General features: G+C 48.7%; 18 protein-coding genes and 1 tRNA gene. 6 read left to right on the top strand and 13 right to left on the bottom strand.

Annotated features, from left to right (window positions below; genetic code table 11):
• Positions 1-302: 302 nt before the first annotated feature.
• On the top strand, positions 303-1,193 hold the full coding sequence (locus EYB31_RS20330; RefSeq protein WP_131015240.1) for a LysR family transcriptional regulator: 891 nt from the start codon (positions 303-305) through the stop codon (positions 1,191-1,193).
• Between the two features lie 7 nt (positions 1,194-1,200).
• Here the strand turns inward: EYB31_RS20330 and EYB31_RS20325 are convergent, their stop codons facing one another.
• Complete coding sequence (locus EYB31_RS20325; RefSeq protein WP_131015239.1) at positions 1,201-2,433, bottom strand: MFS transporter; 1,233 nt, start codon at positions 2,431-2,433, stop codon at positions 1,201-1,203.
• A 219-nt stretch (positions 2,434-2,652) separates the two neighbouring features.
• Between EYB31_RS20325 and EYB31_RS40290 the strand changes: the two genes are divergently transcribed.
• Positions 2,653-2,749 (top strand) — tRNA-Sec (locus EYB31_RS40290).
• 11 nt (positions 2,750-2,760) lie between these two features.
• On the opposite strand, the gene selA is transcribed toward EYB31_RS40290, so the two are convergent.
• The 9 genes from selA to EYB31_RS20280 all read right to left on the bottom strand — a co-directional run bounded on the left by selA (position 2,761) and on the right by EYB31_RS20280 (position 12,286).
• Entirely contained in the window at positions 2,761-4,209 is a 1,449-nt protein-coding gene (selA, locus tag EYB31_RS20320; protein WP_240762641.1) for an L-seryl-tRNA(Sec) selenium transferase, read from the bottom strand.
• Between the two features lie 63 nt (positions 4,210-4,272).
• A complete protein-coding gene (gene selB, locus EYB31_RS20315) occupies positions 4,273-6,180 on the bottom strand; it encodes a selenocysteine-specific translation elongation factor (protein ID WP_131015238.1) in 1,908 nt (635 codons plus the stop codon).
• Positions 6,181-6,271: 91 nt separating this feature from the next.
• A complete protein-coding gene (locus EYB31_RS20310; protein WP_165452510.1) occupies positions 6,272-7,432 on the bottom strand; it encodes a lactonase family protein in 1,161 nt (386 codons plus the stop codon).
• 27 nt (positions 7,433-7,459) lie between these two features.
• The gene (locus EYB31_RS20305) at positions 7,460-8,335 is read right to left on the bottom strand and encodes a selenium metabolism-associated LysR family transcriptional regulator (protein WP_165452509.1); all 876 of its coding nucleotides are present in this window, start codon (positions 8,333-8,335) and stop codon (positions 7,460-7,462) included.
• Positions 8,336-8,440: 105 nt separating this feature from the next.
• Entirely contained in the window at positions 8,441-9,607 is a 1,167-nt protein-coding gene (locus EYB31_RS20300; RefSeq protein WP_131015235.1) for a cobalamin-independent methionine synthase II family protein, read from the bottom strand.
• A gap of 206 nt (positions 9,608-9,813) precedes the next feature.
• The gene (locus EYB31_RS20295) at positions 9,814-10,449 is read right to left on the bottom strand and encodes a sulfurtransferase TusA family protein (RefSeq protein ID WP_240762639.1); all 636 of its coding nucleotides are present in this window, start codon (positions 10,447-10,449) and stop codon (positions 9,814-9,816) included.
• A 99-nt stretch (positions 10,450-10,548) separates the two neighbouring features.
• Positions 10,549-10,971 (bottom strand): DsrE family protein, encoded by a 423-nt coding sequence (locus tag EYB31_RS20290; RefSeq protein ID WP_240762637.1) that lies wholly within the window; start codon positions 10,969-10,971, stop codon positions 10,549-10,551.
• Positions 10,931-11,161, bottom strand: coding sequence for a sulfurtransferase TusA family protein (locus EYB31_RS20285; protein WP_131015233.1), 231 nt, complete (start codon positions 11,159-11,161; stop codon positions 10,931-10,933). The genes EYB31_RS20290 and EYB31_RS20285 overlap by 41 nt, the downstream gene beginning before the upstream one ends.
• 207 nt (positions 11,162-11,368) lie before the next feature.
• Positions 11,369-12,286 carry a selenium metabolism-associated LysR family transcriptional regulator gene (locus EYB31_RS20280; protein ID WP_131015232.1) on the bottom strand — a complete coding sequence of 306 codons (918 nt, stop codon included), beginning with the start codon at positions 12,284-12,286 and terminating at the stop codon, positions 11,369-11,371.
• Positions 12,287-12,444: 158 nt separating this feature from the next.
• Here EYB31_RS20280 and EYB31_RS40665 point away from each other — a divergent pair, with 158 nt between their 5' ends.
• The 4 genes from EYB31_RS40665 (at position 12,445) to yedF (ending at position 16,190) form a co-directional block, all read left to right on the top strand.
• Positions 12,445-12,993, top strand: coding sequence for a hypothetical protein (locus tag EYB31_RS40665; RefSeq protein ID WP_206105474.1), 549 nt, complete (start codon positions 12,445-12,447; stop codon positions 12,991-12,993).
• Positions 12,994-12,997: 4 nt separating this feature from the next.
• Positions 12,998-14,578, top strand: coding sequence for a hypothetical protein (locus tag EYB31_RS20275; protein WP_206105473.1), 1,581 nt, complete (start codon positions 12,998-13,000; stop codon positions 14,576-14,578).
• A gap of 82 nt (positions 14,579-14,660) precedes the next feature.
• Positions 14,661-15,917, top strand: a complete 1,257-nt coding sequence (yedE, locus tag EYB31_RS20270; protein ID WP_240762635.1) for a selenium metabolism membrane protein YedE/FdhT — start codon at positions 14,661-14,663, stop codon at positions 15,915-15,917.
• A gap of 3 nt (positions 15,918-15,920) precedes the next feature.
• A complete protein-coding gene (yedF, locus tag EYB31_RS20265) occupies positions 15,921-16,190 on the top strand; it encodes a sulfurtransferase-like selenium metabolism protein YedF (protein ID WP_338119961.1) in 270 nt (89 codons plus the stop codon).
• Between the two features lie 144 nt (positions 16,191-16,334).
• On the opposite strand, the gene EYB31_RS20260 is transcribed toward yedF, so the two are convergent.
• The 3 genes from EYB31_RS20260 to EYB31_RS20250 all read right to left on the bottom strand — a co-directional run bounded on the left by EYB31_RS20260 (position 16,335) and on the right by EYB31_RS20250 (position 19,752).
• A complete protein-coding gene (locus EYB31_RS20260) occupies positions 16,335-17,588 on the bottom strand; it encodes an alpha/beta hydrolase family protein (RefSeq protein ID WP_131015231.1) in 1,254 nt (417 codons plus the stop codon).
• A gap of 42 nt (positions 17,589-17,630) precedes the next feature.
• Positions 17,631-19,163 carry an ABC transporter substrate-binding protein gene (locus EYB31_RS20255; protein WP_131015230.1) on the bottom strand — a complete coding sequence of 511 codons (1,533 nt, stop codon included), beginning with the start codon at positions 19,161-19,163 and terminating at the stop codon, positions 17,631-17,633.
• Positions 19,164-19,371: 208 nt separating this feature from the next.
• A complete protein-coding gene (locus EYB31_RS20250; protein ID WP_131015229.1) occupies positions 19,372-19,752 on the bottom strand; it encodes a RidA family protein in 381 nt (126 codons plus the stop codon).
• Positions 19,753-19,758: the final 6 nt, after the last annotated feature.

The raw sequence follows: 19,758 nt of genomic DNA, 5'->3' as shown, positions 1-19,758 counted from the left end.
TCCCTATTTCTTTGAATTTCCTATCCTTCTGGGAATGGAACGGCGGCCAAATTATTTGTTCAATTTATATAGTTTTATTATAATTCAGGAAGGGATGCGATCAATTCCAATACGGAACCCCATTGTTTCTTGAATGGAAACAATGGGCAGGGTTATTTCGCTGGCCGCAAAGCGCCCTTCGGGTCAGCGTTGCCTTGTTTATAGGGCCAAGATTCGATATAGTAAAATTATTCTTTTATCCAGCAAACAAACCCTCCTAATCAAGCAGTCTATGAACAATTAACATAGAAAGAAGAATCAAAATGGATATTGAATCGCTGAAATTTTTCATGACGATCGCAGAAGGGTCCACTTATCATGATGCCGCGGATAAGCATAATATTTCCGCTTCTTCTTTATCGAAGGCGATACGGCGGCTGGAAAACGAATTGCATGTAGAACTGTTTGACCGAAGCGGCCGCAGCGTGAAGTTAACACCGGCCGGCAAATCCTTGTACGATAGCTTGCAGGAATTGGCTCCCGTATATGCCCAGATGATGATGAACCTCCGCAAGTACTCCAATGTAATTACTTGCTGGGCCATGCCTTCCGCTTCCGTGCTGAGGTTTCAATATCTTGTCGAGAAATTTGCGAAGGCGCATCCGCACATCCACATTGACCTGGTGAGCAGCAACAACCCCTCATCTTTATATGAGGCCGCCGAAAAAGGCAATGTGGACCTGGCCTTTGTCCACCAGTCATTTGCCGATCCGACATACTACGATATTACTTTTCTGCGGGACGATTATCTCCTGGCCGTGCTGCCTCCTGATCATCCACTGGCGGATGCTGGGGTCATCCGTTTCGCCGATTTGCGCAATGACAACATCATTCTGAATAAATGGAAAATCGAAGCGCTGAACGGCTTTTTTTCCAGTCTTGATTTTACGCCCAATATTGCCTTGACGGCTTCCGCCCGTCATTCCGTACTGGACAACGTGGCCTCGGGTTACGGCGTTGCCCTCTTTTATTCAAGCGATCTCAGCATTTTTAAGCTCAGTGATGTTGCGGTATGCCGCATTGAGGATACCCCGCACAATCCGCACGTGATCGCTTCTCCCAAAAAAGTGAAATTGACGGACGACCACCATCAGTTTATACAATATATCGTAAATCATGTGGCTAGCGACGAGAATTCATTTAAATACGACTAAGCTTTCGTCATTCAGCCAAACCCCTTTCGAAAGGAGCAGAATTCTGTTCCGCAGCTCCAAGGGGTGCATCGGACTGCCGTTTCAAATACCGTGTGAGCAGATAGATTGCCGTTACCACATACAGCTCGCAGAAAAGATAAAGTGCGGTAAACCCGAAAAATTGCGAAACGGCTCCGGCAATGGAAGCCCCGATGGCTTGGCCGGCATCCATAGCAATATAAAAGGTCGAGTTGCCTAATCCTAGTTTTTCCGGTGGACAACGTTTGATCATCAAGGCATTAAGCATAGGCTGAGCGCTGCCAAACCCCAGTCCGTAAAACACGCCTGCCAGCAGGAACATCGGCAAGCTGTGGGCAAATGCAAAAGCGACAAATGCGCAGGCAAGGCTGGCCAGGGCCGGGTAAAGCACCTTGGCGGGCCCGTATTTATCGCAAATTCTGCCGACGAACAGTCTTGTCACCAAGAGGGAAGCCGCATAAATCCAGAAGTACACGCTGTAATGCTCGATACCGCGGTCTATGGCGATCAACTGAATAAAACTGTTTAATGCGCCCGTGCCCAAGGTAATAAATAAAAGAATCGTCGAAATAGGAAGCGCCGTCTTTTCATACAAAGCAAATTTGGCTTTGGGCCGGTCCACGGGTTTGGGCGGAAGTTTTTTTTCGTACCTTATGAGATAAGCAGCCCCAATACATAAGAAAGATACAATACCCAGCACCTCAAACAACGTATGAAATCCGAAATAAGTAACCAAATAAATGCCAGCCGGCGGACCTATCGCCGTAGCGACTACATTGGCAAGACCGTAATAACCGATCCCTTCGGAAAGCCGATGCTTAGGAATGACATCCGCCGCCATTGTCGCTGTCGTATTGGTATTTGCCGAGAACCCTATTCCGTGAAGCGCGCGCAGCATCAGGATAAGCGGCACTGTAAACACCAAGCTGTAGCCCGTAACCGCTAACGCCACAACGATAGTGCCGATCAGCACGATACTCCTGCGTGATTTGACATCGCTTAAATATCCCCAGATCGGGCGAACCCCGATGGCCATCACCATATATACCGTTACAACCAAACCTGCCGCCAAGTTCTGGGCTCCGAGACTTCGGATAAAAACCGGAAGGTTGGAATTAAGAGCTTGCGTGGTTGTGCTGTTGATAATGGTCAGCATTAATATCATGATAAAATCCAAAGTAAAAAGTTTACCCACCGATTTCGAAGTATTCTGATCTTCCATGAGGTCAATCACCTCTCTAGCCTTTCAAAATTAGATGTTCCCCCTTTCATTATGACAACTGCGGCCGATGGATATCAATTCAAATGCAAATGCCGATTGTTTCCCAAATGGAAACAATCAAGCGGGGATGAGCTCTTGAAAAAAGAAAAAGAACAGCATATAATTAAACCTGCTCTTCCTTTTCTAATCTCCGTTTATGTGCTAATCTTCCATGTTCATGGGGCTGGCTGGGGTACTGGTGTCCCCCTAGGTCTTCAAAACCTTTTGGGAGGCGCGTGCCGTCTCTGGTGGGTTCGATTCCCATACAGTCTCGCCATTTAATCCATTTCATGTATTCTCCTCTACGTCTGACGGCTGTGCTGCCGTAATCTTCCTTAACGCTTCAGCTACAATCTCAATCTCTTCATGATGTACCGTACGAAAATCAATACGCACACGGTGATGCTGAACGCGCACAATGACAGCTGGCTCGCTTAAGCGCAGCTTTTCTTCCAGCTGATGAGCGCTTAAACCCTGAACTGTCAGATCAGCCGCTTTCGTCGGAAGCGCAACTCCCGGCAGCGTTCCGCCGCCGACCGCCGATTCATCGTCGACAATCTCCGCTTGTATACCGGCCGTATCCGATAACAGCGTTACGAACCGTCTGGCCTTCTCTTTGATTTCATGCAATGGAACCAGAATATCCCTTAGGGTAGGAATTTCTTGGGCCGCCTGTTCGGGCAGCAAATAAAGGCGCAGCGTCGCTTCTAAGCCGGCCAGCGTCATTTTATCGACCCGCAGCACCCGGGCTAACTGGTTCTTTTTTAATCTGTCGATCCACTTCTTCTTACCCGCAATAATCCCGGCTTGCGGACCTCCGAGCAGCTTGTCGCCGCTAAACGAGACAAGGTCCGCGCCGGATTCGATCACTTCCCGCACGACCGGCTCTTCTCCAACTCCAAATGCCCTCAGGTCGAACAAAGCTCCGCTGCCTAGATCCTCGTAGACGGGAATCTGGTATTTCTCCCCCAGAGCCGCAAGTTCCTCCAATGACACTGAGCTGGTAAAACCGGTGATCCGGAAGTTGCTGGAATGGACCTTCATCAATAAAGCGGTCTCGCTGTCAATAGCCCTTTCGTAATCATAGAGATGAGTTTTGTTGGTCGTGCCCACCTCAACCAGATTGGCCCCGCTTTCCGCCATGATCTCGGAGACCCGGAAGGAACCGCCGATTTCCACCAGATGCCCCCTGGATACGATGACCCGCCTGCCTTTAGCCATCTCGCGCAATACCAAAAAGACGGCGGCCGCGTTATTATTGACCACCATCGCCGCTTCGGCCCCGGTGAGCCGGCAGATCAGCTCGTCCACATGGCTGTGCCGCGATCCTCTCTCTCCTTCGGATATATTATACTCCAGATTGGAATAATAACATGCCGCCTCAACAATCTGTTTCGCCATGCTTTCGCCAAGCACCGCGCGGCCGAGATTCGTATGCAGCACAACGCCTGTCCCGTTGATGACCCGGCGAAGCCGAGGCGAGAACATTGCAGCAGCCTTCTGCCAAAACTGTTCAGTCAGCAGTTCCAGAGTCATCTTTTCGTCCGTGAGGTTCAAAGTACCTTGAACGATCCGCTCCCGCCATTCCGCGATCAGCTCTTGAGCAAGCCCGACGGTTACCTCATGCGGAATATTAGCATCGCTTACAAAGGATTGTATCTGCGGGCAACCTACCAATTTATGTACTGCGGGCAGTGAGCGAAGCATGTTGTGCCGCCCGTTATCGATCTTTTCCACTATGCTGAGGCCTCCTTTTTTAAGTTAGTTGTGGTCTTTTCATAAAGGGGCGCTTTCATCCGGTTAGCTTTGTTGTTCCACCGGTTTCAACCATTTTCGCTGCTCTTCAGATCTTTGCGTATAACGCAGCTGATCCAGCAGCTCTAAAAAAGGGACTAGACCTTTACGTGTGGCATTCAGTACGGCCTTGGCGTCCTGAAAGCTGAAAGGCTGCCCGTTGGTCCCCTGATACAAGCGATATAATTGGTTATTAAAAGTACGGTGGTGAATGCAATGTTTCTCATCGAGCGGTATGATCACTTTGGTCTGTAAGAGGAACCGCTTGATTTCAGGCGTAACCTGTTTGGGCGCCTTCACCTCGGCAATATAATCATCAAGGGACTGCACGCCCAGCTCGTCCGCTTCCAAGCGGGCCAAAGCCGTCTCAAGCGGCTGGCTCCACTCCGGAGGAAAATGCGGCTCAAACGAAGCAAGCGAAATAAATTGCTTGTCTCTCTTGCATGCGCCTGACTCCACTTCCCGATTGATGACCGTTTCAACAAGCAATGCGGGCGTCCCCTGCTGTCCCTGTACACATTCCGCCTTATTCATGCCAAAACGCATCGGATAAGAAAAATGATATTGCTCCAGCTGCGTTTGCAGCTCCGAACGGACTTGGTCGTATACGCCGGAAGTTGTGTAAGCATCGCCTTCTAAAGCAATGACTCGGCCGTCCGCAAGCAAAGAGGACAACATCATCTCCAATGTGACAGCGTCAAACGATGCGGTTTGCAGCAGCGAGGCTTTAGACAACATCCGGTTTTTGCTCAGGATGTCGAGCAGCCGATCCTCCGGACTGCCCTCCCGTTTCCTCTCCAGCTTGCGGACGGTTTCTTCTCCGAAGCGGTACTTTTCGCCAAACGGATCGATGATCCAGCCTCCCCCGATCGTCTCGACAGGAGAAGGGCGGCGAAGGACGAAGCGGTCTCCGCGTTTAACGGCAACCGGCTCATTTAAGCGGATCTGGCAGAGCACCTGCTCGTCCCCGTTCACTTCCTTTCGGTCGAATAAGACGATTTTGCCCATCACTTCGACGGTTCCGGAATGGAATTTCACCGATGTACGCTGCTTGACGGGATGCTGCAAATCCTTGACGGATTGCAATGAAACGTCTATCGTCCGGGTTAAGGTAAAATGGTCGGACGCCACGAGTACATGACCGCGTTTGATCGTTTCCTTCGGCATGCCTCCCAAGTTAATCGCCACCCGTTGTCCCGCGATAGCCGATTCCTTTTCCTTGTTGTGCATCTGCATTTGCCTTACCTTAACCGGGATGTTGTGCGGCAGCAGCGTTAAGGTATCGCCTTTATGCACCGTGCCTTCATAAATCGTGCCGCGAACGATGCTTCCTTGTCCCCGCAGCGTAAACACCTGATCGATGGGCAAGCGGAACTCCCCCTTGGCGTCACGTTGCTTGATTCCGCTCAAGTTTTGCATAATGGCCAATTTCAGCTGCTCCAAGCCGGTTCCCGTCACGCTGTCTACGCAAACGATATCAGCCTGTTCAAACACGGTATCTTTGACCCCGCTTTGAATGTCTTCCATAATTAATTCGATGAAGTCCGGTTCCACCCGGTCGCACTTGGTCACAGCAATAACCCCGTGCTCGATCCCGAGAAATGACAAGATTTCCAAATGCTCCTTTGTTTGCGGCATCATCCCCTCGTCGGCAGCGATAACCAAGATCACAAGGTCGATACCGGCGACACCGGCGATCATTTGGCGAATAAACTTCTCGTGTCCGGGCACATCAACGATAGAGGTCTCGTATTCTCCCAAAGGGAACGGAGCGTACCCCAATTCAATCGAAATTTGGCGTTCTATTTCTTCTTTCAAGCGATCGGTATTTATATTGGTCAGCGCTTTGGTCAAGGTGGTTTTTCCGTGGTCTATATGACCGGCCATCCCGATCGTATAAAAGCGAGGATTCATAGGATCACCCTTTACAAAAAAGTCGTCTGGAATTTTGAATATTATATCATATTCATTTCCGGGATCGACATATCGCGCTTTGGCTCGCAAGTCAAATTTCAAAGAAGTTTACGGTCCCAGGTGCCGGCTGAACGATCGAAGATACAGCCGGAGACAGTGTACCGTCTTCTCCTATGGGATAAGTTACGACCGCATGTCCGGCATGCGCCGCAACGATAAGAAAACGTCCGTCAGGGGATGCGGCACAGCCTCTAGGGCCATCGCACACCTGCTCAAAAGCTTGTATCATCGTAAGTTTGCCGGTGTTCTCGTCGATTTCGAAAACCGAAATCACGTTAACCTGCCTCAGCAGCGTATACACATATTGACCCGATTTTCCTACGCAAATGTCGGATTGTGTGAACCCTTGCGGCGGCGTTATATACGGCGGAAGCGCGTCAATCGTACATACATGTTCAAGCTTTCCTTCTTCGTCGTAACGGAAAGCGGTAAGTATCGTTTTATTTTCTTTGTTCACGAACAAATACGGCAGCGTCGGATGAAATGCGCTGTACCGGGGCGCAGAACCGGGTGAACAAGGAAAGGGGCTCCCTTTGCAAGGAACGATCTTTTTCTTGTCGTCATCGAGCCTGAACATGAACATCTGATCGCCGCCCTTGTCACAAACCGCATACCATTCCCCCAACGGAGAGCGTTGAATGGAATGTGCGTGGGCGCTCAGCTGGAAGGACTCGGGCCCTTCGCCGGTAAGGCGGAACACGTCGCAAGGTTCTCCGATCGAGCCGTCCTCCTGAAGCGGATAAAGGACAATGGAGGACTCATCATGCAGAACCTTGAGGGTGATCTTACCGAAAGCATCCTGCTCGGTCAACGTTACGGTGTTCCTGAAGCCGTGATTGGTGATAAGAAGGAACTTCGAATCCGCATCCGTCACCACAAAAGACGGCTTCGCCCCATAAGAAGGCTGACGGTTTATTTCGGTCAGAGCCCCGTTCTCGGGATGTATGGAGAAGGCGACCACCTGTCCGCCGCCGCCTGCACGCAGGCCGGGATAATCCACCCGCTCGTCCGTGCAATAAAGGATCTTGCGTTTCGTATCGATATACACAGCGCCGATGCTGAGCTGCTTGGAAACATGGTTCAAGTGCTTAAGCTTGCCGGATTCCGTATCATACTCGCATATGGCCATGCCGTCGTTTGCCGGCTGTTTTTCTGAGCTTCGGTTGCCGATGTAAACATAAGACTTGCCCATCGTCATCATCTCCTTGTTACAAACTTATCATACCTGGTACCGGCAAACCGCCTCTTCGCTAAACATTTTGATCAGCGGATGAGCTTGTCTTGACTTATGGACATACAGATAAAAACAGCGGTCGGTCGGCAATTCGAGCAAAACGTTAATGTTCGGACGATATGTTTCCTGAACAGACCAATGCGATACGAACGCATAACCTACTCCCGCCTCCACCAAAGCAAAAATGGCTTCCATGCTGTTGACTTCGGCTGCAACCGTTAACGTTTCGAATAAAATCCCCGATGTTTTTAACATCTCCTCAACAGCTTTACGTGTTCCCGAGCCTTTTTCCCGTATAATGACGGGAGCTTTCCGAATCTCATGCAGCGACTTCAAAGGCTTAAGATCGTCGCAGCCGATCAGAACAAGCTTGTCCGTTGCTACACATTGTTCGTGCAGCTCTTCATGCTCGATTTTGTATCCTACGAATGCCATATCGATATGACGTTTCAGCAGCATCGCGAGCACGTTTTCGGAATCTTCGGAATGAATGCTGAATTCAATTTTGGGATACTTTTCCCGAACATGTTTCACCATTTTCGGCAGCATATAATTAACGGGGATCGTGCTGGCTCCAATTTTCAACTGTCCGCTCCATTCATTTTTGAACGTTTGACAGTCCGCCAGAAGGAGATCCCAATCAGCCAACAGTTGTTTCGCTCTGTGGTAAAACAGCTCTCCGCTAGCCGTTGTCTTGACGGATGATGACGTACGCGAAAGCAGCTGGAGGCCGACTTCTTCCTCCAACGCTTTGATTTGTCTGCTGACACCGGATTGCGTGAGACCCATCACTTGCGATACTTCCGTAAATCCTCTATGCTCAACGACATTAACGAAGGTGTATAAATTTTTAAAGTTCACGAAAATCACCTTAAACGCCCGTTCCGAAAGGGATTATTTTGCCGCTTCAGACTCCCTTTCTCCACTGCACTCAGTTCTTCCTGGATGTTCTTTGGTTCAACTTATCTAGCTGTAATGCTGCCTTAATAATTGCGCTGCTTGCGCCAATACGCCAAGTTTGGCCTTGGATCTGTCGATGGTGTTCATCGGACGTTGGGCGAAGGTTCCGAAGCCGCAATCGGGATTCAGGAAAATTTGCTCGGGCGACAAATATTTTGCCGCTTCCATTGCTTTATTTACCAGATCTTGAACAGCCTCAATATCTTCCGTTCGCGGGTTAACCGCACCAAGTCCCAGCTCTTTTCCTTCCAGCGCTTGAATCGCGGCGAGTTCTCCCGCACGAGGCGTGGCGTATTCGAGAATCAATTGATCCACATTCATTTGCGACAAATAAGGCATCAGCGGCGAATACGGGCCTTTGAGCAGCACGTCTTCTTGCGTGCTCCAATTCCCACGGCAAATATGGACGCCTGTCCGTGTTCCTCTCCCGCGCATGTCTTCCATTACCTGATTCATTAAGCCGGTTGCAAATTGAAGTTCCTCTTCGGCATCCGCTTTTGCGGTCAACGCTCCGCACATGAAAGTGCGATTCGCGTTTTTTTGCGTAAACACCAGCTCCGTTAATACCGGTTCATCGAATTGGACAAAAGCAACGCCTTCTCGAATCAAATCTTCCAATTCCTCCCGCAAAATCCGTACCACATCTTCCGCTAACGATTCCTTGGTCGGATAAGCAGCTCCCGATAAACCTTCTACCCACATCGAACGTGTTAGCAAATAAGGGCCGGGCAAGGCGACTTTAATCGCCCGATCCGTATGACGGCGAAGAAACTGGTATTCATCCAGAGCGATTGGTTTTCGTCTTGCGATTTTGCCGAAAGCAGCCGGATTGGATAAGGAATAAGCCGGGACGTCCAATTTCCCCAAAATTTCCTCGAAGCTGGCTTTATCTTCTACATAATCAAGCAGCTCAGCCACGGTCAGCATCTTTACATTCTCCAGCTTATCGGCTACGAAGGAGATGAAGTTGTCCCGACGTTGTTCCCCGTCGGAAACGATATCAATGCCGGCCTCATCTTGCGCTTGTAAGCAGTCGAGAACCGCTTGATCGGCGATCTTCTGAAAATCGGCATCGCTGATTCTATCGGCTCTTCTATCCCTCAGACCAAGCAAAACTTCGCGGGTCCGTGGCCAGCTTCCAACAACGGTAGTTGGAAACAAAGGCAGCTCCATAGGATTTCATCCTTTCTCTGATTAAATACATAGTTCAAAAAATCAGCTTTTCAGCACCGAGAAGGTTGCAAGAACCTGAAGAAGGAGGAGCGGAGTTTAGGCAAACCTAAATGATCACCGGACTTCGAAGGTGAATGCAACATTCGATGTCGAATACGCTTCCTGTCTAGCTTCGTGATCAAAAGATGACTTTTTGAACAACCTTTTTAAATAAAAATGGACAACTGGATGGCGATTTCCACCTGTCCGCGTAAAGTCTGGTAAATCGGCGAGCGTTCTAACGTAAGCCGCCAAATTTCCTGCAGTTGATCTTCTTCTGCCGGAGAGCTTACATAAAACGTCCCGCTGATTTCGGAAAATCCGGCACTCCCCGTATCTTCCAATTGCATATGGAAAAGCACATTATGCAGCTTGCCTCTCAGGCTTAATTCCGCTGCATCGACAATGACTCCCTTCCGGGAAGCATTCAATTTAAATCCAACCGTCAGACATGAACCCAAGGCCCCTAACAAATAATCGACAGAGCTGGGGGCGTCGACACTCGCGCTAAAATCTGCAGGTTGTCCGGCTAAAAAAGTGTGATTTCTGCTGTATACCTTCGCATTTGCCGATGCCTCGCTACGTACCCGCACAGACCATTGGTATCCGCGGGCCGCCTCTACATCCTGCTGGAGATTATGGTCCGCACCGCCCTTGCGAATAAAATAACTAGCATCGATCGGGCCGGGCTGTACGCCTAGAAACTCATGTTGGACCATGCGGCACCATGCAGGAAGATCATCGGCTACGCTACGCTCCCGGCTGCGCACTTCCAGCACCTGTCCCGGTTGCAATGGGTTCATGCTTTTTTTGATAATAAGGAGAAGACCTGAACCGCAGTCCAGGTCCCCTCCTTCACAAATAGCTTGGGGTTCGGGAAATTCCATTGTTGCCGAATCCTCCTAATATGTAATACAAGCCGCACCTTGGGATAAAAATTCGACCAGCTTTGCACCGCCGACAATCGTTGCTCCACCGACCAATTGTTCTTCATTCAGGCCGCGTTTTTTGAAGCAAGGACTGCATACCCAGATCGTTCCGCCGGCCTCGACGAACTGCTCCATCAATTGCTTCAAGGGAGTAAAACCTTCCTCATGTATGTCATCAGCATACCCTTCAGCTCCCAAATAAGCCCCTTCAACATTGAGAAATACGACGGTTTCTTGCCCCGATGCAACAGATGCGTTGGCTACAACGAAACCAACTGTCGCTTTATCCGGATCATTTTTTGCATTTGTGATACTTACAGCCAATTTACCCATTTCAAATTCCTCCGAAGTTTTCTTATTTTTTTTGAATATAGTAATGATTGATGCTTCCTTCATCCCGCCGTTCCAGCAGCTTGTGACCTTGAAGACGACACCACGCGGGGATATCTTCCCTGGCCCCAGCATCATACGAGATGACCTCGATAACTTGTCCCGGATCCATTTTTCTCATCGTCAAAAAGAGATTCATGATGAGTTCGCCGCATCCAGCAGGTCCCGCATCATATTGCAGATCAACCTGAATCATGTAGATACCTCTCGCCAAATGAGTTCATTCCTGCACTGAATGATAATTTGTAATCGATTGCATGATAAAAAATCATTGAATGTGCAGCAGGTTTGCTCGTCCCTGTATTCAAAGTACACCGAATCCGGCGACGGCGGAATTAACTTTTTCCTACCAGGCCGTCAACCGTAAGTTAACACAAAAGGGGGGCGTCAGCCGTAACGGCTGCTATATATTTATCCGATAACGATCCGAAAATTCACCGGCTAACTGCAAACTGAAATGGATGAAGGCTTCGGCAAGAGGGGACAACGTCCTCTGTTTATGATGAGCAAAATAAAACATTCTTTTTTCCGGAAGTTCCGCTAGTTCATAAGCATGGATATATTTGTTGTTTACCCAATCGAGTACAGCGATGGAAGAAATGATTGAAATGCCAATTCCCTCCCTTACACTTGCTTTAAGGGCTTCCATATTGCCAAAGTAACCTGCTACCTGCAATTGGGAAAGCTTAATACCTGCCATACTCAGCATCTTCTCTACATGAGCTTGGGTTCCGGAATTCGATTTGCGGAATAAAAAAGGATATTTAACTATTTCCGATATCGAAATCCCATTGTGGAGCTCTAGATCAAGGGGTGTTATTAATACTAATTTCTCCTCAACAAAAGGAATAAATGTAAGCTGATCCTGATGGTATTGTTCGCCTAACAATCCGATCTCGGCTTCACCCTTCAGCAGTTTTTCGGCAACGGTCTCCGAACCGCCTTGTTCCAAGGAAAATTTTACCCCGTTATATTTCTTGAGGAACTGGGATAACAAAAAAGGAATCGCATATTGAGCCGGCACCGCGCTTGCAATAATACTTAAGATTCCATCCACTTTTCCGGTCCAATCTTTTATTTCCCACAAAACCTTATCTTTTAACATGAGCATTTCCCGGGCCCAAGGGTATAACTTCTTGCCAAAGGGTGTCAAAACGACCTCTTTGCCCAACCGGTCAAAAAGTTTTTGTCCAAAGTGGGCCTCTAAATTTTTGATATGAGAGCTGACAGTTGACTGGCTTAAAAAAAGAGCCTCCGCTGCTTTGGAAAAGTTGCACCGTTCAGCAACATGGGTAAATACCTCAAGCTGATGTAATAACATCTCATAAAAACCTCCCTTCAACGATTCCATTCATATGATATCGATAAAATCGATATCAATCAATCTATACTAACGATAATATGTATTTAAAATCTTCCTTTGGCCTTGCTATACTTGGAAAAGTTCATCACACAAGTATTGGAGGAAGATGATACAAGATGAGAAGTAAATCGATTATGTTTCTTCTTATTTTATTTATTGCGGCCTTTGGCGGCTATACCGCACTTGACCGCGTTACGTTTATCATGCCTCAAGATGTGGAGTCAGGAGCGGCTTGCGACTTCACGCCGGAAGATTTCACGGCATCCGGCCAATTAAAGTATTCCGAAAACGAAGCTTGGTGGACAAGTTTTACCCGCAAAGAGGAGTACCTGTCCAGCTTTTCCGTCGCCCTGGCTATTACGTTTGCCGGTTATGCCTTGTCTAAGATTCGCCAGATCGGAGCTAAAGCGGCAACAGGCGGCGTGGTAGGAGGAGGCTTAATCGTCGGTTTGGCGATTTGTTTCAGCTGCCTTGCTCCTGTCCTTGCCGCAGTAGGCATCGGACTGTTTGCGAATTTTGGCCTTGCCATGGCGGAAATCCCCAAATGGCTCATTGCCGTTAATTCACTCATTCTGACCACATATGGGTATATGTACGTTTCCAGGAAAGCTGCAAGTTGCCCGGTAGTTATTCGCAACACATCAACTATGCCATTGGAGGATTAAAACAATGAAAATGAGAACACTTTCCGCTGCCGTTTTGCTTCAATTTATGATGACTTCAACCGTATTTCTTGCTCCGGCTTGGGCAGCGGACAATGCCCCGTTGTCCGATGCTGAAGCGGCTTCCTTCATTATTCCGGCTCAACCGGGATGGCCGCTTGCCCACCCTGTTTCCACCAAGGAGGTTGCTCCACCGCCGCTATCCCTTGTTAAGGATCAGCCTGTCAATCCGGCATATGTTCCCGGACTTCCCGGCTTCAAAGAGAGGGTGGCCGCCAAGGACGATAATGGCAGGACCAACATGAACAGCGACAGTATACTCATCCGCCAAAGTAAAGTGGAAAACGGCCAAGTCGTCATTCCTCCGGGAGGATTAGTTTACTTGCAAGATCCTACCGGCGGACAAGTCGCCCTTCAGGGTGAGCCGATCCATTACTTAGGCAAACAGCCGACCTATATTGATTACAATATGGTGATCGACGTCAAGAAAAACGTCACGATACCGGCTGGCGGAAGCGTTGTCATCGGCGGACAGGTCTATTATTATGGCGCCACAGTGAGCCATGAAACATTAAACAACCATACAATGGATGTGAAAACGATTGCCGGTACAGACTGGGACTGGGCTTTCGGCGAACCTGTGTTTTCTGATACGGAGACCAACTGGTGGCCGGAAAAACGCTTTAATATGCTGTATAATCAGGGTGTTCTGCGCGAACAAACGAACCAGAATCTGGTCTTCGATTGGATCTCCGGAGTACGCATGGATTCTCTGCTGATGGCGAATACCAAAGTCTTTAATGACTACGCCAAGACAGGCCAAGAATGGAAAGTAGGCATCCGCGTTGTACGTTTATCCAGCGTTGACGAGCAAGCGGGCACAGCCAATGTCCAAATCCTTGAGGGCGGCAAAGAAGTTTTCAGCAAAACATTGGGTCCCGTTCAAAAAAAATTGCTTAATGAGGACACGAATGCCCGCAAAGATTTACTTTTCCAGTACGAGGATGTGGCAGGATTTTTAGTGCCGAATAATTCTTTCCGCAATGGGGAAGCCCAACTCAAAATTTATGGAGATGCCTTTACCTTCACATACGGACAGGACTACGCGCAGGATGCAAGATTCTCCGTCTGGCCTGTAGGATGTCCGACCGGACATAATTTTGGCATCATGTGGACAAATAAAGAAGCCATGACCATTCCGGCTGGCGGCAGTGTGACCGGGCCTGAAGGCTATTTCAAGATAGCCGTAGACAAGATTCAGAATGGGCAAGTTTTGGCCTGGCATGTTGAGGACAATCAGGGTAACCGTTCCGTTAATCTGGGGGGACCGGACGTCGAAAATGTCGATCTTGTGCTTGGCCAAGGGCGGGTCACCGGCTCGGATCTTCTCAAAAATGTGGGCAGACAAGCACTGGTACGGACCTATAATGCACTGGCTCAGAATCAATCCGCTTTGTCCGGCCCGGTGACTGCGCAGTCGTTTCCATATTCCCCTGTATTCATTACAGCCATCATTACGCTTGGCCTTGTCGGAATCATTACCGAGATACGCCGCAGGCAAAAAGCAAGGCAAATCAACTGCGGTTAGTCCGGTTGGCGATTTAAAACGAGCGGCAGGATTTAGGCTGTCTGGCATCAAATGATGTCCCTATCGAAGGAGGAGAACGAGCTTGAACTTGTTTCAATTGATACCCGAGCTTCGCCAGAAGCTGTTCGGACGGTTTTGGAACCCTATGTTGGTCACCGTCATCGCGGGTGTGCTGAGCGCGCTTTATTTTGGAGTAACCGGCACCTTCTGGGCCGTAACCGGGGAATTTACCCGGTTGGCCGGGCACGGCATGGAATGGCTCGGGATCGATCCCCACAAGCTTACCTACATCGAGCAAATTATGCATCTGGAGGGCAGCCCCGTTGACCGTATTGATGGTTGGGTGGTTATCGGCATGTTTCTCGGTGCGCTGCTCAGCGCCCTGTTAGCCGGTCAATTCAAGCTGCGTCTTCCCAAGCAAAAACGCAGGCTCGTGCAAGGGTTCGCGGGCGGCATTATCGCCGGATTTGGCGCGCGGCTTGCGATGGGCTGCAATCTTGCCTCTTTTTTCACGGGCATACCGCAGTTTTCGTTTCATGCATGGCTATTTATGCTGGGGATGGCCATTGGAACCTGGATTGGCGTTAAGCTGGTGCTTCACCCGCTGCTCTTGGGCAAGCCAAAATTGGAGAAAGCGGCTCCCGGTGCACGTTCCATGGTTTCCACCACACCCAAAGTTCAACCTTGGGTTGGGCTCGCCGTGCTGGTTATTGCGGTTGTTTTTATTATTCTTGAATTCGCCGCAGGCAATGCCAAACTTGCCTTGGCCGGTTTATTCGGAGTCGCGTTTGGTCTGCTTATTCAAAGAGGCCAGATCTGCTTCACATCCACGTTTCGCGATTTATGGGTTACCGGCCGCGCCACTATGGCCAAAGCTCTTTCAATGGGAATTATAGCCGCCACGTTGTGTACCTCCGTTATCATTTCCTTGGGAGTTCCGCAAAAAATGATGTGGGCCAGCCCAGGCGCATTAATCGGCGGTTTGCTGTTTGGGGTAGGCATCGTGATTGCCGGCGGCTGCGAAACCGGCTGGATGTACCGCGCCATGGAAGGCCAGCTTCAATATGTCGTCGTTGGTATCGGAAATATTGCAGGTGCAGGGCTGCTTGCCTGGGGATGGGATCACTGGTCCTTATACGCCAAGCTGGTGGAAGGTTCCCCAAAATATAATCTGGTTACCGAATGGGGCTGGGCAGGAGCGATCCTCTCGACCGTCGGACTTATGATTGCCTTTTACATGTTTGCATCCGCTTGGGAGAAACGTGTCCGCTACAAAGCCGCCCAAAAGAGCCAAACCGTGTTAATGAAGGCGGGCGTAGCAAGAAAGGAGCTCGTGTAGAACATGAAACCAGCTTCAGAAAAAAACGGTAACATGAACAACATCCAGCCGACAATGACGCTTAATCTGGAAGGCGAACCGTGCCCGTATCCCGTAGTTTATAGCCTTGATGCGATGGAACAGATGCGTGAAGGCGAAATTCTTGAGGTTATTGCAGATTGCCCCATGTCATTCCAGGCCGTGCCGGAGGAGGTGCGCCGATCCGGTTATACGTTATTGGGAGAACCTATTACCGACGGCCCGACAATCCGCTTTTATATTCTAAAGTCATAATCGCGTATAGCAATTTCAAAGAGCTTGCCGGAAACGGCAAGCTCTTTGTTGCATAGTTTCTTATAACCTTGAGATTAGCCGGCTTCTGCCAGCAACTGTCTGGCTTAGGCCGGGTCATAGCTGCGCCCTGGGGTGACTTACCCGTTATCCGCTTGTGGTGCTTTCAACCTCAGGACGTTCAGGTATCATGACGATGTTTCCGGTTTCTCGATCTCTTCTGAATTGCTTGAAGAAGTCCCATACCAGCTGTCCTGTCATTACGGGCCAGCAATGAGGAGCATTTTCTACAGCCACATATCGGAATGCATGAACCCCGGCTTTATTCCAAATATCAAGCGTATAATGCTTATAGCCGTGATATAAATGAATGCTTTCTGCGTCTCCATAAAAGCCAAGAACATGATGAAGCTCATCTTCAGGAGTATTTAAATATGAAATGCATGTTTTAGCATCTCGCGGCTCGCACCCCAATGTGTACATTCGTTTATTAAGACGATCGATCATCCACTCGTGTTTATCCACGCCTTCCGGAGGCTCCGGCATATCGCTAAAACGCCGTTTGCCGCCGATCACTCTGGTAGGGTCGCGCATATCGTCTCTGCGCGGATCTGTGTACGGCTCAGCATCCCGTTCTTTCCCCCAATTTTTTCTAGGCTGCCAATCGTTTACCGGAGCAAAGCTGGAGGCTTCGCATGTACCGACAATCTGCATAAAAGGAACAAAGGTTTCCTTGAGATGTTCCGTTTCTTCTTTTGTGAACGGTACGTTAAAATTATCGTAATCACGATAAATATCGTTACCACAAGGTGCCACCGCTGCAAACCTTTCAGGAATCCTGAAATAAGATGATGTGACTTGATAGCCGCCTTGAGAATATCCGGTCATATAAACCCTTTCGGTATCCAGCGGATATTTCCCAGCGATAATATTCAAGACCCTTTCCGTGTTTTCCCAGTTCGTATTTTGTAAATACGCCACCATAATTTTTTCTTTGGCTGCCACGTGCGGCATGCCACAACCGAATTCTTCTTGCTCAATAGAATTAAATCCGCCATGATTGACAAAAACAAGCGGATACTTCTTTCCGGCCTTACCTTCTTCATCCATTTCGAGAGGTGTTATTAAAGCCCAGCGGGTGTAATAATCCTCGTCTTCAAACATTTCTTTTTTCAAACCAAGCGAGCGATAATAGGCCAACACCGCTTCTCCCATTGGCGCTTCTTCATACTTAAATCTCAGTTCTAATAATTTGGCATAAGCCTCGCCATACTCGCTGTCGATGAAAGCGTCAATATCCGCATATCCATTATGAGCAACTCTTAGATAGCTTAGCTCTGATTCAAACTTTTCTCCGGTATCGGGATTTGTCTTGGTTGACCAATAATCTGTTTTTTGCAAATTGTACACTCCCAGCATTCGTTTTAGGTGAACATCTGATTTCTATTTCCGGGCGGCAAGGAAAGCATCCAGCTGCTTTTGTTTTTCGGCAATCACTTTGTCGACGCCGGCTGCCTTCAGTTTATCCTGGAACTCCGGCAAAACTTTTTCATAATCAACCGAGCCGGATTCAAGCGCAGCCTGATATTGTTTCCCGACATTCGCAATCGCCGCCACTTCCGTGCTTACCGGAGTAGCGTCGAAGTTAAAGCCGAGAGCCGGTGATTGGGTAACGCCTTGGTTGAACTGTTTGAGCGTCTCCCACTTGTTCGGATCTTCGCTTGTCCACACGTAGTTCAGGAATTGATCGCCTAATTCATACGGCACACCGGGATTGTAATTAGGCGTCTGATCCGTCGTCTTAATGATATTGTCGGATACTTTCGTATAATGAACGCCTTCAATTCCGTAATTCAGCATATTGATCAGCGCTTTATCGGTGTACAGCAGATTGATGAACTGCATCGCCTTGACGGGATCTTTCGACGAGCTGGAAATGGCTTGCAAGCCGCCTGTCGTTTCTTGGGTTGAAACGGTTTTTTGCGCTACGGCAACCTGATCCAGCTTTCCTTCCATGTTGAAAGCAAGCGCCAGTTCGTCCGCTTTGCCCGGTTTCAGCATAGCCGGAATCATAAACACATTGCCGCTTTTCATTGCCGTGTTCACGTCAACTGTCGTAGTAGCCGCATCTTTGTTTTCAAGCCCTTCCGTCATCAATTGACGGGCAATCTTCAGCTGCTGCAGGTATTCCGGCGATTCGAACATATTATAAACTTTCGTGTCCTTCCCCGTTCTTAAAATAACGCCGGGAATACTGCGGTCCCCTAGGAGGTCCCAGTCGGAATACGACCGCAAGATGCCAATACCGCCGGCCACATGCAGCGGAGTGATTTGCGGCATCTTTTGTTTGACAACTTTCAGCACAGCTTCCAAATCCGCATTCGACTTGATATTTTTCACTTGATCCAGAATGCCCATTTGCTGGGCCAGATCCTTCCGGAAGACATATCCGCCTTGAATCCCTAATTGCCCATTCACAGGGACGCCGTAATTCTTTCCATTCACCTTTGATCCTTCAAGAAAGAGGGGATCAAGAGCCTTGGTAATTCCTTGGCCGTACTGTTGCAGCAGGTTTCCAACCTTTTTGCCGTTAACGGTCAGATTGTCGTCGTTCAACGGCAAAAACGCCCCTTTCGCCGCATTCGTGGCATAACCCGAGAAATACGCCGTGTAAAAGACGTCCATCCGTTCATTGGACGCAATCATTAGATTGGTTTTATCGGTCCATTGTCCCATTTCGATCTGCTGAATCGTAACCTTTGCATTGATTTTGGGCTGCACGTATTTGTTGATCGCGTCCTGTACCATCTTCGTGTCTTTCTGCGGTGTTGCCCGATAGACTAGGGTCAGGTTATAGGGCTCCTCGGAGGCAGCCGCGTTCCCCGAATTCGAATTGCTTGCAGGTTTACTGCTGCAACCTGCGAGCGCAAGACTCAATACAAGCGTTCCGACTGCCATTTTCCATAATTTTTTCAAGTGATGCTCCCCTTTCGATTGCTTTTTTTCACAGATCTTTGGATCAAATCTAATTATACAAAGGCTTTGTAAACGCTTAAATGACTTAAAGTTACCTGAATAACACTTTGATGACTATTCTTTCAGATTTTGAAGCTGCTTGCTGCAAAAAAATAGAGCTCATTATGGTGAATGAGCTCTACTACCATGAACCAGCAAATGCGCAGTCCTATAAAACAGCCGTCATTTCGATCTGTACTCTAAGCCCTTCTCTTAAATCTTGAACGGTGGTATGTCTTGCCGGCCGGTTATTCTCATCCGGGAACATCTTCAGCCATTCTACGTTGACCACCTTTTTATAGTCGCGATCGGTGACGGAAACACTTAAATGAGCGATATCGTCGGTAGTTCCTCCGGCAAGCGCCATAATTTCTCTCATATAATGAAAAAGATTGGATACCTCGTCTTGAACGTTTTCCGGCAATTCACCTGTTTCGGGGTCCGACCCTATGATGGCCGAAGTATATACCATATTCCCAATCTTCACGGCAGTTGGAATCGGGTTCTGATGGTTAGAGCCTTTGACATGCAATACCTCACGTTTTGCCATTGTGCA

The organism is Paenibacillus thalictri (genome assembly GCF_004307995.1).
Taxonomy (GTDB): Bacteria; Bacillota; Bacilli; order Paenibacillales; family NBRC-103111; genus Paenibacillus_AF; species Paenibacillus_AF thalictri.
The sequence above is the reverse complement of the archived record's forward strand: the minus strand, read 5'-3'. Positions and strand labels throughout refer to the sequence as shown.